This is a genomic window from Halorubrum sp. ASP1, assembly GCF_005435135.1.
GTDB lineage: Archaea > Halobacteriota > Halobacteria > Halobacteriales > Haloferacaceae > Halorubrum > Halorubrum tropicale.
In genome coordinates this window covers 80,483-95,143 of sequence record NZ_SGUA01000009.1, presented here as the reverse complement: position 1 = coordinate 95,143, position 14,661 = coordinate 80,483, and the positions used below count along the sequence as shown (strand labels likewise).

Annotated in this window: 11 protein-coding genes and 1 pseudogene; 6 read left to right on the top strand and 6 right to left on the bottom strand. The window is 55.7% G+C overall.

Annotation, left to right across the window (positions count from 1 at the left end; genetic code table 11):
- Nucleotides 1-102 precede the first annotated feature (102 nt).
- Both EXE48_RS13805 and EXE48_RS13800 read right to left on the bottom strand, forming a co-directional pair.
- Nucleotides 103-426, bottom strand: a complete 324-nt coding sequence (locus EXE48_RS13805; RefSeq protein ID WP_137705256.1) for a DUF6788 family protein — start codon at nucleotides 424-426, stop codon at nucleotides 103-105.
- A 152-nt stretch (nucleotides 427-578) separates the two neighbouring features.
- Nucleotides 579-1,379 (bottom strand): DUF8170 family protein, encoded by an 801-nt coding sequence (locus EXE48_RS13800; RefSeq protein WP_137705257.1) that lies wholly within the window; start codon nucleotides 1,377-1,379, stop codon nucleotides 579-581.
- 115 nt (nucleotides 1,380-1,494) lie between these two features.
- On the opposite strand from EXE48_RS13800, the gene EXE48_RS13795 reads away from it, so the two are divergent.
- Together EXE48_RS13795 and EXE48_RS13790 are read left to right on the top strand one after the other, a co-directional pair.
- The gene (locus EXE48_RS13795; protein ID WP_137711821.1) at nucleotides 1,495-1,983 is read left to right on the top strand and encodes a helix-turn-helix domain-containing protein; all 489 of its coding nucleotides are present in this window, start codon (nucleotides 1,495-1,497) and stop codon (nucleotides 1,981-1,983) included.
- A gap of 242 nt (nucleotides 1,984-2,225) precedes the next feature.
- Complete coding sequence (locus tag EXE48_RS13790; RefSeq protein WP_121600594.1) at nucleotides 2,226-2,798, top strand: response regulator; 573 nt, start codon at nucleotides 2,226-2,228, stop codon at nucleotides 2,796-2,798.
- A 93-nt stretch (nucleotides 2,799-2,891) separates the two neighbouring features.
- Here the strand turns inward: EXE48_RS13790 and EXE48_RS13785 are convergent, their stop codons facing one another.
- From EXE48_RS13785 to EXE48_RS13770, 3 genes are all read right to left on the bottom strand, one after another.
- Nucleotides 2,892-3,929, bottom strand: a complete 1,038-nt coding sequence (locus tag EXE48_RS13785; RefSeq protein WP_121600572.1) for a sensor histidine kinase — start codon at nucleotides 3,927-3,929, stop codon at nucleotides 2,892-2,894.
- Between the two features lie 592 nt (nucleotides 3,930-4,521).
- Nucleotides 4,522-4,866, bottom strand: coding sequence for an ArsR family transcriptional regulator (locus tag EXE48_RS13775; protein WP_121600574.1), 345 nt, complete (start codon nucleotides 4,864-4,866; stop codon nucleotides 4,522-4,524).
- Nucleotides 4,867-5,013: 147 nt separating this feature from the next.
- Entirely contained in the window at nucleotides 5,014-6,558 is a 1,545-nt protein-coding gene (locus tag EXE48_RS13770) for a bacterio-opsin activator domain-containing protein (protein WP_137711820.1), read from the bottom strand.
- A 180-nt stretch (nucleotides 6,559-6,738) separates the two neighbouring features.
- Here EXE48_RS13770 and EXE48_RS13765 point away from each other — a divergent pair, with 180 nt between their 5' ends.
- A complete protein-coding gene (locus tag EXE48_RS13765; protein ID WP_137711819.1) occupies nucleotides 6,739-7,158 on the top strand; it encodes a DUF5518 domain-containing protein in 420 nt (139 codons plus the stop codon).
- Between the two features lie 76 nt (nucleotides 7,159-7,234).
- Here the strand turns inward: EXE48_RS13765 and EXE48_RS13760 are convergent, their stop codons facing one another.
- Entirely contained in the window at nucleotides 7,235-7,954 is a 720-nt protein-coding gene (locus tag EXE48_RS13760) for a CPBP family intramembrane glutamic endopeptidase (protein ID WP_137711818.1), read from the bottom strand.
- Nucleotides 7,955-9,057: 1,103 nt separating this feature from the next.
- Between EXE48_RS13760 and EXE48_RS19120 the strand changes: the two are divergent.
- From EXE48_RS19120 to EXE48_RS19115, 3 genes and pseudogenes are all read left to right on the top strand, one after another.
- Nucleotides 9,058-9,461, top strand: a pseudogene (locus EXE48_RS19120) (PIN domain-containing protein).
- Between the two features lie 78 nt (nucleotides 9,462-9,539).
- On the top strand, nucleotides 9,540-12,452 hold the full coding sequence (locus EXE48_RS13750) for a sensor histidine kinase (RefSeq protein WP_137711817.1): 2,913 nt from the start codon (nucleotides 9,540-9,542) through the stop codon (nucleotides 12,450-12,452).
- A 313-nt stretch (nucleotides 12,453-12,765) separates the two neighbouring features.
- Nucleotides 12,766-14,301: a DUF6498-containing protein gene (locus EXE48_RS19115; RefSeq protein WP_321168109.1), complete on the top strand. Its 1,536-nt coding sequence runs from the start codon at nucleotides 12,766-12,768 to the stop codon at nucleotides 14,299-14,301.
- The last annotated feature ends 360 nt before the right edge of the window (nucleotides 14,302-14,661 follow it).

Here is a 14,661-nt window from a genome sequence, read left to right as displayed (position 1 = left end):
CATACGAACTACTCGGCCAGTAGCTGTATCGATTTGTTCTCCCTACCCGATCCTCGTCGACACCCCTCTATCGATGTGTACGGGATTAGGGGACAGGAGTGGTCACTCGTCGGGGTCAACCGGCCCTTTATACTTTGACTTCACTGAGTTTCCGTCCCGCCACTGCCAGTAGTAGTAGCGGTTGTCATTGATCTCCTTGATTGTAATCGTGGCCTTTGAGGGGACGTCATCCGGGAAGTCGTCGGGTCGCTCATCCCGTTCGGCATCATCGGACTCTTCATCGACAGCGACCCCACGAGCCTTGTGCGATGCCAAGGCCTCGGCGTAGCGTGCGACGTACCGGAGTTGTTCAGGCGAGTAGCTGTTGAGTGTGTCGACCATCTCTGTTGAGAGGTCAGTTGGTGGCGTTGGTGGCTTGTGGGACATCTGCGATCTAGTGTTAACCAACAAAACGCGTATCGGCATAGATTTGTTGGTTAATCCGATATCGACTCGTCGCGGATTGAAGAGCATGAATAGCAAACTATCGATAAATAGCAACCCGAGAACGCTGTCGATGTCAAAACAACGGCAATAATTCACTGGCCCTCATGCTCTTCCCACTCCGGACGAGGTGTCGGGGACGGGAGTTCGTCTACCAGAGTTCGGAGTTCGTCCCCTGTCGTCCACGGGAAGCACCGTTCGTGGAGTTCGAATTTGCGGAACTTGTTGAGATGGACCCAGCTGTATGTTACTGGCTCTCCGCCCTCATTTGTCCGGTCGTCGATCACATCCCACACCTCTTGTTCGTCGATGTCGAGACCGCTCTCTTGGGCGCGATCAACGAGCGACTCGACTTTTGCCTGGACGTCATCCGCCGGCAAATCGTCTGCGAACGCACTCTCAAGGGCGGCCTGAACGATGTGCTGTTTCGAGTCAAGGTTCTCGTCAGTCACCCACGCGTAATCACGTGGGAACACGTACGACTTGTCGAAATAGGGTGGGTCATCAATCTCGCCCAATTCAGGCGCCTCCCCACCACTCTCCTTCTCAAAGACCCCAACGATGTAGTCGCTGTACGTCGCGAGCAACGAAAACATGATATCGAACGTATTGAGGCGGTCAGTCGGAAGTTCGAGGAGATCACCCATGATGAACGGATAGGCACCGAGCTGCTTCGTGAGTTCGTTCTGGACGGCGCGAAGCCGTCGGATATAGGGGTCGCGATAGCTCCCCAAGATGAAATACGATGTCCGCTGACTCCAGAGATACGGCAATTCACGCTGGGCGAACCGCCAGATTTCCCGTTTTTCTGCAGGCTCAAGTTCGATGCCCCCGACGGCCTCGTGAACAACGGTCATAATCTCCCCAGCGTCCGGCGGCGGGCTTGGGTCGGTCATTAGCTGCTGATTCAAACCACACCAGCTTATCGCTTCTGAATCACTTTGGTATTTTTTGAATTAACCAACTTGGTTGGCCCTAACTGTTATACCGTCCTGCCTCGTACCAGCACGTATGAGCGAAACCGACACTGGTGCGGCCGATGCAGGGCCGTTCGCGGAACAGCAGCGGCTGTTCAAGCTGCTGTCCCAGGATACGCGCCATCTCATCATCCAGGAGCTGCTGGGCCATCCCGCCCATCTAATGTCACTCGCCGAACTCGGGTATATGACCGGGAAGAGCCAGGCGGCCATCAAAGACCAGTTGGAGACGTTGATCGACGCCGGGCTCCTCGCACGCTACACGTACGACCCAAGCGAGGGGACACGTGACCTCCCCTCCCAGTTCTACGGATTCACGGAGCGGGGCCTCGAGGTCCTCCACGACTACAAGTATCTCCGTGGGCTTCCGGTCGCACGCGCGCTCTACGAAAACACGCGCAAGACCGAGAAAATCGAGCGCCACGAATCGGCCCCTCGCCCAGAGCTTCCTGACGCTGTCGCGAACGCACTCGAGTTCGACGAGCCCGATCTCGACGCCGTCGATGGTGGCACAAATTCATAGTTCGTCGTCGAACAGTATCGTTCTCAACGCTGGAGACTGAGGGTCCCGGGGCGTGACTAGGGGAAACCACCTCGCCTCCGTCTCGCCCCCCGGTCGGTGACACGTAGCCAGTTGATTGTCAACCCTTCGGGTTGGGGAGAAACCAAGCAGACTGTCGTTCGGCGTGTACACCCACTAGAAACTGTCTCAGAAGCCGGGTTATTAAATGCTGTAGTGAGTACTAACACTACGTGACGGCCGATATGTATGTTGACAGGCCGCGGGTGCTGCTCGTTGACGATGAGAAGGAGGTCGCCGACGCGTACGCCCTCCGGCTGGACGCAGTGGCTGATGTCACGGTCACTTACAGCGGTCCTGAGGCGTTGTCTGCGGTCGATGAGTCTGACCCGCCGGATGTAATTCTCCTTGATCGGCACATGCCGGATCGATCTGGTGACGACATCCTCCGTGAGCTACGAGAGTACGACATTCACACCCGGGTTATCATGGTGACCGCTATCGACCCGGGATTGGAACTTCTCGACCTACCGTTCGACGACTATCTCTGTAAACCGGTCGACCGTGAAGACATCAGGGCTGCTGTCGACCAGCAGTGTCAGGTCCTCGCATACAAACTCCTCGGCCAGTATTTCGGAGTCGAATCGAAGCGAGCGGTTATCGCCGCTGAGTTGCCACAGGACCGTCTCGAAGACCACGACCAGTTCTCGTCGCTTGATGAGCAGGCCAACAGTTTACGGGACCGCATTTGTCGGCTTCTCCCCGACGCAGACGAGCTGTTAGATCAGTTCACCGGTATTGAGCGCGAAGGGTACTGATCTCCGACAAGAGACGCGACCCGGGCTGAATGTTGACCCGACTCGTCTCCCGACTACACTAGTCAAGGAGGCCTCTGGTGCTTTTCCCGCTAACTAAAAGGTGATTTCAAACCGCGCACCGCCGTCATCCGCTGCTGTGAGCGTCAGATCCCAGCCGTGTGCTTTGACGATTCGGTCGACGATCGCTAGGCCAAGTCCGGTCCCACCACTCTGCGTTGAATACCCGGGAGTGAATACGACGTCACGCTTCGCGGGTGGGATCCCCGGTCCGTCGTCTGCGATATAAAACCCCCCTTCGACTGGGTGAACAACTACCGTCGTGCTCTCAGCTGTCTGATCGCCTTGGGCGCCCGAATGGCCTTTTGGTGGTGACTCTGTGGTTTGTTCGCTACCCGTTTCATCGGTTGAGACACCGTGTTCAACGCTATTTCGGAACACGTTTTCAAACAACCGTTGGAGCCGATCGGAGTCCGCGATAACCGTCGGCAGCGACTCCGAAACCGTCAGCTCGACTTGTTCGGTATCGATCGACTCCCATGCGTCTCTCGCAGCGGTTTCGATTGCGACTTCCTCTGTGGGTTGAACGACAGCATCATCGCGCGTCAGCGTTAGGACATCACGGATGATCTGTTCCATCCGATCGTGTGCGTCTGCGACCGACTCGAAGTGTTCGTGGTCACCGGTCTCCTCTGCTGCCTGTAGGTGGGCCTTCGCGACGTCGAGCGGGTTCCGAAGGTCGTGGCTGATAACGCTGCTCACTTGATCAACACCCGGTGAATAGCCTTCGTCGGGACACTCACGAAGGTCAGAAAACACGAGGTATCCGGTGTCGTCATCTGACGGGATTACGCGAGCAAAGAACGGGCCTCGGTTGCCGTATCCGTCCAGACGGATGCCGATCCGATCGCCGCGGACGAGATGTGAGACTGGCTCTCGATCACCGGTCGTATCGCAGCTGTTGAACCGGTCGAATATCGTCGACACGCGTCCGCCCACCAGATCCTGTTCGAACTGCTTCTTGAAGACATCGTTCGTGGCAGTCACGCGAGCATCGTCACCGTCGACGGTGTATGCGAGCGCAGGGTCTGGAAACTCACGTAACGGAATTGCCGTGTGACGATCGTCACTCATCGGTTGCTCACATCTCTATTTGGTATTGTTACCGCGCCCGCTTCTCCGTGCGAGTACGCATAGTAACTGGTCGGACCACCACCCGATACAACACCTGTCATCACTTTGGCCCGGCTACCTGTTTAACATTATTTCTTGCTTCTATGTCAGAAACACTCTTTTTTATAATAGATTTTATATCTAAATGAAACTATCTATATTGGGAACCAGCTATGCGCTCCGAGCAGCGCGTTTCAGTATCTGTGGCGTGACAAGGAAGTCAGCGACAGCAACCCCCACCATCGCTAATCTAAGTGTCTGATCTTCAACAACGAGGAACGCGATAGCTACGATAATCGTGGCCGTCATAGCGGGTATCCCCCAACGGACGACCGGACTGCGGAATACATTCGCTGATTGCGACATACCAGACCATCAGTATACGATCATATATTGATGTTGGCGTGTTTCTGAACCAGAATAATACCCGGTAGAACCATTACCGCTGTCACAACCACGCGCACTGCCGCCCCGCTGATCGAGACCTCAGACCCGATACGACTGACTGCCGCAAGCGTGTGCTCATGTGGGCAGACCAAGCGTTCCTTCAGTCCTAGAAACTCAGACTGACCGACGCCTCAATATCGCCACCGTCGAGCGACACGGAAAGGTGCTGTGCGGAGGCGCTGAACTGCTCCCGGTGGTGGCCGTCGGGTGCGACGTAACACTCGCTCGTGACCAATCCGGCGTCCCGAAGTTCATTGAGACGCCGGTAAGCCGTCGGCCGAGAGACGTCGGCGGCCTGCGCGACAGCGCGCCCGCCGCGAGGCTGTTCGGAGACCGCCTCGAACACTCGCCGGGTGTATTCGTCTCCGAAGAGGTCGAGCAGCTCTTCCGTCGATAGCTCGTCGGTCGGTTCCTCAGTCCGGTCGCCGCGCGACTTGTGTCGCACTGCCATGTGACGATGATGTAACGGAACACCCTTGATGGAATATGCTCAGTATTCAGAGTCTCCGCAGCGAGGATATCTAACTATCCAGACTCGTCTTCGTGTGAGAGCAATCGGCTGCACGCCGATTGGCTACGACCCGGCGAATTGCGACCGCTATCCGCTACTGTCGTCGTGTTCGTCGTAGAATGCGTCCAACAGCTTTCGCTGGCTCGCCCGGAGATGGTGGAGCAGCGTCGATCCGGTAATCCCGAGCGATGTCGCAACCTCCTCGGCCGTACTTCCACGCGGGGAAGTAAAGTAGTCCGCGAGATACGCCGTTCGCAAGACGGTTGCCTGTCGGTCAGTAAGCCGTTCATTGAGTTCGTTCCGGAACTCCCGCGCGGTCGTCGGTGAGCGGGTTTTGTCCTGCCGTGCGAGAACGGGTGCCGATCCGTCATCGCCGAGCACGTTTGCCAGCCGACGCACGTTTGCGTCGGGAGACAGTTCGACGATCAGCTGGCTGTTATCACCATTGAACATCCCCCCCTGTATTGTCGCACCACGGTTGATTGCTGTAATGAGCGGAACCTCCTCACCTAGCGTCACCTGGATCCGGCCGCGCTCTGCGTCCGATTGACGGATCACACGACCATCCTGAGCACTCGGAAGCGCTTCGAGGGTCTTGGCGACAGTGTCCGGATTGGCACCCGATACCGACAGGAAACACGTGAGACCCGTATCACTCGCCATTACCGTCCCCTCAAGTGTGAGTTCCGCATCGCAAGTATCGCTCACACGTACCAGCGGAGAGTTCTCTGTGAGTCCGAACGTAACCTCGGTGAGGGTGTCGGAAAGCAACAGCTTCCGATTCTGTGTTGCGTTGATCGCGTACCCGGCAAGTTCGCCGAGTGTCTCAAAACTGGCCTGTACGTGATCGCTGAATGCGGTTTCGGTTCCAGCATAGACACCGACGACGCCGTACACGCTAGAGCTGTACACCAGCGGGAGCGCAAACACCGACTGAACTCCGTCTGCGAATCCGGCGGCCCGAACTGCGTCCGGGACTGATGGGTTCTCGCTCAACGACTGAACCAGCGTTGGGTGTTGCTGTGTGACCGCTCGCCGTTCTGGAGTAGCCTCTCCCTGTTTTATCGCCTCGCGAACGGCTGGAAATAGCTCTCCTTGTTCACCCGCAACGCCGGTGATGACGAGTTCGTCACTGCTGACTGCGTACTCGCCAGTCCATACGAATCGATACTGGTCCGATGTTCCCAGTTGGTTCCGGATTGTCTTCATGATCGCGTCTTGGGACGTAGCTCCGACCAACCCCTCAAGCACGTCGGCGATCAGCGTATCGACCATCTCGGCCCGCTCGGACTCCGAACGAAGCCGTTCGATCGTTTGCCTGTTGGTGCGTTTTTCAGTGATGTCGGTGACGTAGACAGTTGCTGCATCGCCGTCAGGAACAACTGACACGGACAGCCAGCGGTCAACTTCTGGATAGTACTCTTCGAATGCTACATCAGATACCGATGTCCCTTCGAACGCCTTGGTGAGAGACCCTTTGACAGACTGGGGAAACACCTCAGCAATTGGCTCATCGTCGGGTGTGTCAGTTGTAAGAATATCGGCTGCCCTATCATTCCACGCGCGCACCATCCCATCTCGGACGGTGATAACTCCCATCGGTGCTTCTGCGAGACGATGTTCCAACTCCATTCACGTGGGGACCTCCTCGTTGTATCAGTGTTTTCCCGTCGGCCAGTATATACGTGTCGTCCGGTTGATCCGCGGTTCACGAGCGTATATCCTAGTCACTAACACCGGTGTTGTTCTGTCACTGTTTCAGAGTGAGCAACCCAAGAAGTGGATTATAGGTATAGTTGTAGAATACAGCATATGCCCTTGAACACCCAAGACCGTCTAATTTCTCAAGTCTGGCACGTTGTGATTCTCGGAACTATAGCCTCACTACCCGCAACTGCTGTAATAAATTGGCTTCCGAACTCTGAAGCGACCGCCGGTGGCGGGGCAATAATAATTGGGCCAATGATAGCTGGCGCAATCGCAGCTAAGCGCTCGGTAGAGTCGGATGCTGTTGGGCTCCGTGCTGGCTTTCTAGGCGGTATAGTTGCGGTATCTGGATTTATGATTACAGAAGCCACGGCTGTAGCATGGTCACTCAACACGATCGTGTTCTTCCTTATCGCCGTTGTGATGATTCTGTGTCTCTCGCCGGTGTTCGGCCTGATTTTTGGTCGGATTGGTGGCTGGGCAGCAAGCAGTGTTGGTGGTTTCGGAGTCGACCAACCATCGTGATCACGTGATTTGAGTTGTTCGCTTGCCTTACTCCAAGAGTTGTTGATAAAAAAAGAGGGTTCGCCCCCAACTCCAATCAAATAGGCAAAAATATGAGCCAATAGCCTGCGTGCGCCATAATCGGCACGGTCAAATTCTTCGTCCGCTCGTAGGCACCAGCCGCAAGGACACCTAAAATGCTCGTGAACAGAATTGACACAAACCCGCCTGAAAAGAACAGATGTATCCCACCGAACAGAAGGCCACCGATGAGCACCCGACCCGGCGCTCTGATCGCCGGTTCCAGGGTATCATGGATTACTCCTCTGAATAGGATCTCTTCCATAGGCGCCATAACTGCGAACATGATAACCAGGCCCGGGACAATGATCTCCGGGTGGTCAAGGAATACCCGCCACTTCGCTGTGCCACCGTGCGTGCTGTGGCTCAGCCCAACCATTGGTAATACCGGAGTCACCGCTCGCACCGCCACCTCGTAGCCGATCGGTATGAAGCCAATCCACGCAATCCCTTCAACCGAGAGCTTCTGAACTCGGTCCAGCGGATTATAGTCGTCACGCCACCGGATATAACAGGCGGCGATGAGGCCAAATCCTGGTTGAACAATATAACCCTGTAATAACTCTCCGAGTAGATTCCATTCCGTTCCGATGATGCCAACCAGTGGATCAACGATAATAATTGACGCAAATGCGGCGATAACACCTATTGCTGTAAGTGCCACCGCACTCCCCACACTCAGAGACACCTCTCTCACTCCTGTCTTTGACTTGGAAACGTCATTCTGTGTTTCCATATACCGTTCTCAAACGACGTTAGCTAATGATAGCGAAGACCGAGTTTCTGGCCGTGAAAACCCGTTCTGCTCCGACTAGTTCACTCAGAGTGGTGTGGAACCACTGATTGACATCCTTCTCCGTGTAAACGCAGAGGAACCCCGACCGGTGGGAATTTCGGGTTTACAGTTCGCTCACCCTGATCCTTATTGGGTCAGATTTATCTCATCGAATTCTGCGTTTCTGCTCCCGAAACACTCTATTAGCCATTATTAACGCGATTATCGTACAGAACCACATGATACTGGAACATTATCAGTCATCGTCTCTTCGCAGAAAAGTTTGTTTCTTGATAATTAATGCGGGTCGCTGTGGTTCCGATCGAGCTAACTACTCTGCCGCTCTCACCCGGAGATCACATGCTCTCAGTACGGACAGACAGTCACTAACGGAGGAATCGTGCCGTGGGTCGGCTACCGTCCATGGACTCTGAGCAACCACTAGTCTTCAACGGAGATAGCCGCTGGGTCGTCGCGTTCGTGGCGTTACTCTTTGTACACAACGAGATCCACGAGATCGCGCACACGGGGGTCGGTCGTCTCATTTGTGGTGCGTGGGGCCCACGAAATTTCAACAGTTGGCGGCTCGCTTGTTCGAAAACGCCGGAAATTGTTCTGGCACCACTCGCAGGACTCCTCTGGAGCTACGGGTTGATGTGGATCGGGTATCGGTTATTGAATCCGGCAGAGTCACCGGTCAAACGGTCCGTTGGATTTTGTCTCGTTTTCGCGACAATGCCCTTCGGTCGGCTGTACACCGTGGCGCAGTCCGGAGGTGACGAAATGGTCATCCTGCGTGGAGCCTTCCCGACCGTTGATCCGACCGTGCGCCTCGCTGTCGGCCTCAGCATCGTTCTGCTACTTATTGGTCCCCCACTATACCGGGCCGCTAGTGTACTGTCAGAGCGACGGCGGTGGATTATTTTTACCGGGATGCTTCTCATTCCGTTTGTTCTATTCTTAATTGCCGTACTGCGAATCGCAAATCCACTGCTCGCATCCGGGGTCTTGGCTAGTGAGGGGCTACTCGGCTCACCGCTCCTCGTGAACCTCTGGACCGTGTTCTGGGTGATTGCCTTGCTTCTAGCTTGGCGACGATTGTCCGCGACACTTGTACCGCAAGGGGAATCGACTCACCTGACCTCCCCGAGGAGGTGATCGTCGACGATGTGCTCGCAGAGACGTTGAACGGCCTGACGACGCACGCTGGGCACTCCGCCGCCGTCGATTTTTCAATCGACTCGACGAGAATGCGTGGATTCACATCGACTCGCTCACGTCGGACGGGTTTGCCACGGCGAAAGGACTCTTTCGGCAGTACGAGCAGTTCTCGTTCGTTGATGCCGCGGTTGTCGCGTACATACAAGCAGAAGTACTCGGCTACCTCTACGCGTTCGACGACGATTTCGACGCCGCCGCGGATGTCGACCGACTCGATACCGCGACAAACCCCTATGGACTCGGGTGACACTCTGGTAAATTAGCCGTCCACCGGCCCAGCACGGGCGTAGCGTTATTATTCCATAAACCTCAACCCACAGAGAGAATGCCCGAGGCCTTCACGCAACGACACCCGACGATTGGCGTGGTGGGGCCAGCGTCGGTCGAAGAGACACTCCGAGACGCGAAAGATTCGCTCGATGTGGCCGTTTCGATAGCACCTGCCGCACGTGACGCTCCCGGCTCAGTCGATGAGTTCGATTGTGTGATTGCCGCGGTAACGCCTGAGTTGAGCACCGCCGACCGGACAGATGCCGATACAGCCGCGTCACTGACCGAGGTCAGCAACTGGGCGGTCCGGAACGCCGCCCGTGACTCCGTTCCTCCGGTGGTGTACGTCGCCCCTACAGAAGCATTGATCGCTGAAGTGCTTGAGGCCGGTGTATCGGAGTATCTCCCGTGGGAACTGCTGGTCCAGTCGCCGACGACAGTGCTCAAGCGGGTGATCACCGCGACGGAGGTACAGCCGACCCCCGACTACCGGACCATCTACGACAACGTCTCTGAGCCACTCACACTTCATGACCCCCAGACGGGAGAGTTGATTCATGCGAACCGGCGGCTTTGTGAGTTGCTGAAGTATGACCGAGCTGAGCTCATTTCGATGCAGGTTGGCGACTACACTGCGAGCATTGACGGGTACGATCAGGCCGCTGCCATGGAAGTTATCACCTCCGCCACCGAGAGCGGAACTATCGGTCCACTTGAATGGCCGCTTGAGACGGCTGACGGCGAACACGTTTGGGTCGAAGCAACGTTGACGACAGTCACGATAGACAACCAGAAACTGGTGTTGTCGACCGCCACGGACGTAACCGACCGTCGACGGCAGCGCCGTCAGCTCCGCGAGATATCGACTCATATCGATGAGGTCGTATATCTAGCACGTGCGGACCTCTCGGAGGTTCTCTTTATTAACGAGGCCTACGCAGATTTGTTCGACCAACCGGTCGAACGCCTGTATGATGACCCGATGGCCGTTCTCGACGCTGTTCACCCGGATGACCGCGAGGCGTACCGCTCGGATCTCATCGCTATGAGCGAACATATCCGCGAGGGGGAGTCGGGCCCGTACACGTTCAGTCACAGACTCCGCGTAGGCGGTGAGACACGTTGGGTTGAGGTACGCGGCTATCCGAGCCGCGGTCCAGGCGGTGCCGTTGATCGGATCGTGGGGGTCATTCGAGACGTTACCGACGCGCGACGTCGCGAGCGCGAGTACGAGCAGATATTCAACGGCGTTACCACTGCGATCGCAGTCCACGACCCCGACACGGGTGAAATAGTCGATGTGAACGACAGTTACGTTGAGCTGTTTGGGTACGACTACGATACGATCCTTCAACAGGGGATCAACGGTCTCAGTGTCCCTGATGAGGCGTATACCGGTTCACGAGCAAGAAATCTCATTACCGATGTAGCCGAGAATGAGGAGGATGAGACCGTTGAGTGGCGCATCGAGACTGCCGACGGAGAACACCGTCTCGTCGAAGCGAACCTCACAGTCGCAACCGTAGGCGGACAGCGCCGTGTTCTCGGCTTGATACGCGATATTACCGAACAGAGACGCCGCGAGCGAGAGTACGAGCAGATCTTCAACGGCGTCAACGACGCTATCGCCATTTTCGACCCAAAGACGCTCTCTTTTGCCAGTGTGAATGATTCGTACCTCGAGCTTACAGGATGCGACAATATTGAAAATGTTCGCGAACTCGGTATTGAGGGTCTCAGCGCAACTGAGGACGGGTACACAGCGGAACGCGGTAAAGAACTGATTCAGGCTGTCGCCCGTTCGGGTGAACCGAAGACCATCGAGTGGAAACTCACCCCGCCGGACGAAGAGCAGTCATGGATCGAGGTCACGTTGGCGACGGCTGAGATCGGTGGTGAACAGCGAGTCCTGTCGATCCAGCGTGATATCACGGAGCGAAAGCGTCGCGAACGAGAGTTCGAACAGATCTTCAACGGCGTGACGGACGTGATCGGAATCTACGACCCGCAGACTGCGGAGCTGGTCGACGTCAACGACACCATGTGTGCGATCCTCGGGTATGACCGCGACACGATCATCGATATGGACCCGGAAGAGGTGACGGCGACAGCACTCGGATTCGATGCGGACACGATCGGAGAAGTCGTCCGCGACGTGGCCGAATCCGGGGACCCGGTGAGGGATATCGAGTGGGCGTTGCGGACCGCCAGCGGCGATGTCGTATGGCTTGAGGTTAACGCGACCCTAACAGAGATTGGCGGCGAGCGGCGTGTGGTCACTATCGCTCGGGACGTCACTGGACGGCGCGACCGCGAAGAGCGTGTACAAGTGTTGAACCGTGTACTGAGACACAACGTGCGGAACGATATGGACGCGGTCTTGGGATACACGGCTACAATTGAGGAGACGGCGGAAGACGAGACCGTCCGGGAATACGCCGAAAGCGTTCACAACATTGCGAACGGCCTCTTGGAACTAAGCGGTAAAGCGCGTGCCGCCAGTCAGATGCTTCAGGACAACAACGACCCGGAAAATCGCAGGGTTGGAACGGTACTGGAGTCCGTCGTCGCCGACCTCCGTGAGTCTCACGACGAAGCGACGATTCAGTTGTCCTCCGCTGAGGCTCCCGCACCGGCCGATACAGCTGTCTTTCGGTTGGTCTTGAGTGAACTCGTCGAGAATGCCGTCGAACACGGCGGGGACTCCCCGGAAGTCGAAATTGAGACGACGCCGTTTACGGCCAATGAGGAGACGCGAATCACGGTGCGTGACGACGGACCCGGAATCCCCGACCGCGTGCTCACTCCGTTCCAAGCTGACGGTGAGTCGCCGTTCCAGCACAATCATGGAATCGGCCTCTGGCTTGTCAACTGGGGCGTTCGGCAGCTCGGTGGCGGTATCGAGTTCGAGCGGCCCGCCGATGGCGGAACTGCCGTTCACCTTTCTTTACCAAATGTATTGCGTTGACGGCTGTAAATGAAGTAGCAGTCCCGGTTCCAAACAGGCTCGTTCGGCTTTGTTGAAATTCTTCGCAGGTGATACGTTCTACTACGATTACGATCAATACAACCTACGACGTCACGTTCTTTTTTTGACTCTCTCGTAGTTGGGTGAATGTCTCTGCCGAGGTCGCAAGAATGAGTAGCGAAAACGGAAGTCCGACAACATCTGACAGCAGGATTCCCATTGCTTGCCCGCCAATGGCACCGACCATTAACGATGTCATCGCTGTTAACACACCTGAGACGAGCCCAATCCCAGCGATAATCATTGCTAAGGCATGTTGAAGCCTCATCACAGTGAATTTGACAGCTGGTGCCTTTTATGCTGTTTCAGAACTAGCCACGACAACTGTGAGAAGATCATCAACACAATATCACAGGGACATATCTATCACGAGCAAATAATTCGCGACATGCGCGGTGTGCCCTCCACAGTATCGAGGCGGTCAGCTACGGATCTCGTAATCATCGGTACAAATCTGCTCCCTTTGGCTGGCATAGTCTATGGCGATTGGAATGTTTGGACTCTTTTGTTACTCTACTGGATTGAAGCATTTAGTACAGTCCTCTTCGGCGTGCTAAAGTCGTTGTTCGCAAAGCAAGGATCCCCCGATGTCGTCGGAGAGCGAGAACCACTTCATGAACTACGGCACAAACGAGGCGGTTGGCGCCCTCTCCCAACGCTTCCACCGATATACCCCCGCAATGTGCCTTTTGCGCTGTCAATACTCGGGATCTGGGCTTCCACTATTGTGCCGATTACGATACTCTCCTGGGTGTTGGTTGAGACATCAATAGCGCTTTCGTGGGAGGTCGCTGTAAGTATTGGTGCCCTCATAGTCGCACACGGCATCGAGTTTCACCGTGAGTACTTGGGGGCCAAAATATACAAGAATGTGTCCGCTCGTGAAATCCTACAACAACCGTCCCAGCTCACGCTCGGGGTGATGTTTTTGGGGGTGATCGGCCTATCAATGGGCCAGTCAGCCGGAGTAGCTGTGCTTGGGGGATTTGTGATTATTAAAACAGTTCTCGCTGTATCGTGGGAGTCTGCCGGTCCAATAGCAAGCGCATTCCAAGGACTCTTTGACCGACTCAGTGCTGACCGCGAGTTCAGTCAGTCGCAACCAGAGCTTAGCCTCCCAGATGAGCCGGTTCAGGCACGTGTGAAAGTCAACCCTCGATCTGTACTACTTGGAAGCACCACCACAATACTACTCACGGTGGTCAATCGCGGTGTCGCGCTGCTGCTGGTTGGCGTTGTCGCCGCAATGGTTACAGCGCATTTTTTGTGGGGTGGCATTGGCCTCGCCGTACTACTGGGAATTTTTATAATCCGAGTTGGGAGCTACTACCTCCGGTACGGCACTATTGAGTACCAACGGCGTGGTGAGAAACTTGTCGCGTACGACACCGTACTTGGTGCGCCACAGTGGTTGGTTCCGATTCACTCACAAGCACGATTTGAAATCAAGAACGCCATTCCTGACCGCCTATTCGGTACCGGGACACTACGGATTTCAAACGTTGAGGCAGCCCCAACAAACACAGTTCAGTTTGGTCCTGTCGCTGATCTTGACCACGCGACTGAGACACTTGACCTGCCGATCAGACACGAGGAGCGCCCTGAGCAGGATCTCGCGGTCGTGGGTGCCGCACTCATGTTGGCACTGGTTTTTCTTAGTGTTCCACTACTGTTGCTCGGCTCTCCCCAGGTGAGTGGGGCAGAAATGGCAGCTGTAATAGTCTTGATCGCACCGTTTTTTATGATTTTACTCAGCATTCTCGTATATGCGATGCTCGCTCGAATCTAAACGACCTGCGAGGGCGAGTTCATCAACCCACCGAGGTCGAAGGGAAGTCAGACACTCGACTCAGTGTTTTCTCTTCTGGAGATACCATTCAACCACTTCTCCCGACACCGCTCCAGTTGTTCCCGCATAGCATCCAACTGTAACCTTCACAGAGCGAGAAGTTCCCGCGCTCATTCTGTGCGGCTTTTTATGATTCGTAGTTGACGCCATTTGGCTCGGATCAATGTGTGGCCCGTCCTGCTAACGAGATTATGTTTACCGCTGCTGTTGAGGGATGTGCGACACGGTCACAATTATCTGTCGGAGAGAGCGGCTTCCGATATAGAACGGAAAGCGCTCGCAGCGCTCAGCTTACGCCGA

What these genes read in the sequence shown, in the direction of transcription:
- EXE48_RS13805 (WP_137705256.1), bottom strand. Translation starts at nt 426, where the DNA reads ATGTCCCACAAGCCACCAACGCCACCAACTGACCTCTCAACAGAGATG.
- EXE48_RS13800 (WP_137705257.1), bottom strand. Translation starts at nt 1,379, where the DNA reads ATGACCGACCCAAGCCCGCCGCCGGACGCTGGGGAGATTATGACCGTT.
- EXE48_RS13795 (WP_137711821.1), top strand. Translation starts at nt 1,495, where the DNA reads ATGAGCGAAACCGACACTGGTGCGGCCGATGCAGGGCCGTTCGCGGAA.
- EXE48_RS13790 (WP_121600594.1), top strand. Translation starts at nt 2,226, where the DNA reads ATGTATGTTGACAGGCCGCGGGTGCTGCTCGTTGACGATGAGAAGGAG.
- EXE48_RS13785 (WP_121600572.1), bottom strand. Translation starts at nt 3,929, where the DNA reads ATGAGTGACGATCGTCACACGGCAATTCCGTTACGTGAGTTTCCAGAC.
- EXE48_RS13775 (WP_121600574.1), bottom strand. Translation starts at nt 4,866, where the DNA reads ATGGCAGTGCGACACAAGTCGCGCGGCGACCGGACTGAGGAACCGACC.
- EXE48_RS13770 (WP_137711820.1), bottom strand. Translation starts at nt 6,558, where the DNA reads ATGGAGTTGGAACATCGTCTCGCAGAAGCACCGATGGGAGTTATCACC.
- EXE48_RS13765 (WP_137711819.1), top strand. Translation starts at nt 6,739, where the DNA reads ATGCCCTTGAACACCCAAGACCGTCTAATTTCTCAAGTCTGGCACGTT.
- EXE48_RS13760 (WP_137711818.1), bottom strand. Translation starts at nt 7,954, where the DNA reads ATGGAAACACAGAATGACGTTTCCAAGTCAAAGACAGGAGTGAGAGAG.
- EXE48_RS13750 (WP_137711817.1), top strand. Translation starts at nt 9,540, where the DNA reads ATGCCCGAGGCCTTCACGCAACGACACCCGACGATTGGCGTGGTGGGG.
- EXE48_RS19115 (WP_321168109.1), top strand. Translation starts at nt 12,766, where the DNA reads ATGTTGAAGCCTCATCACAGTGAATTTGACAGCTGGTGCCTTTTATGC.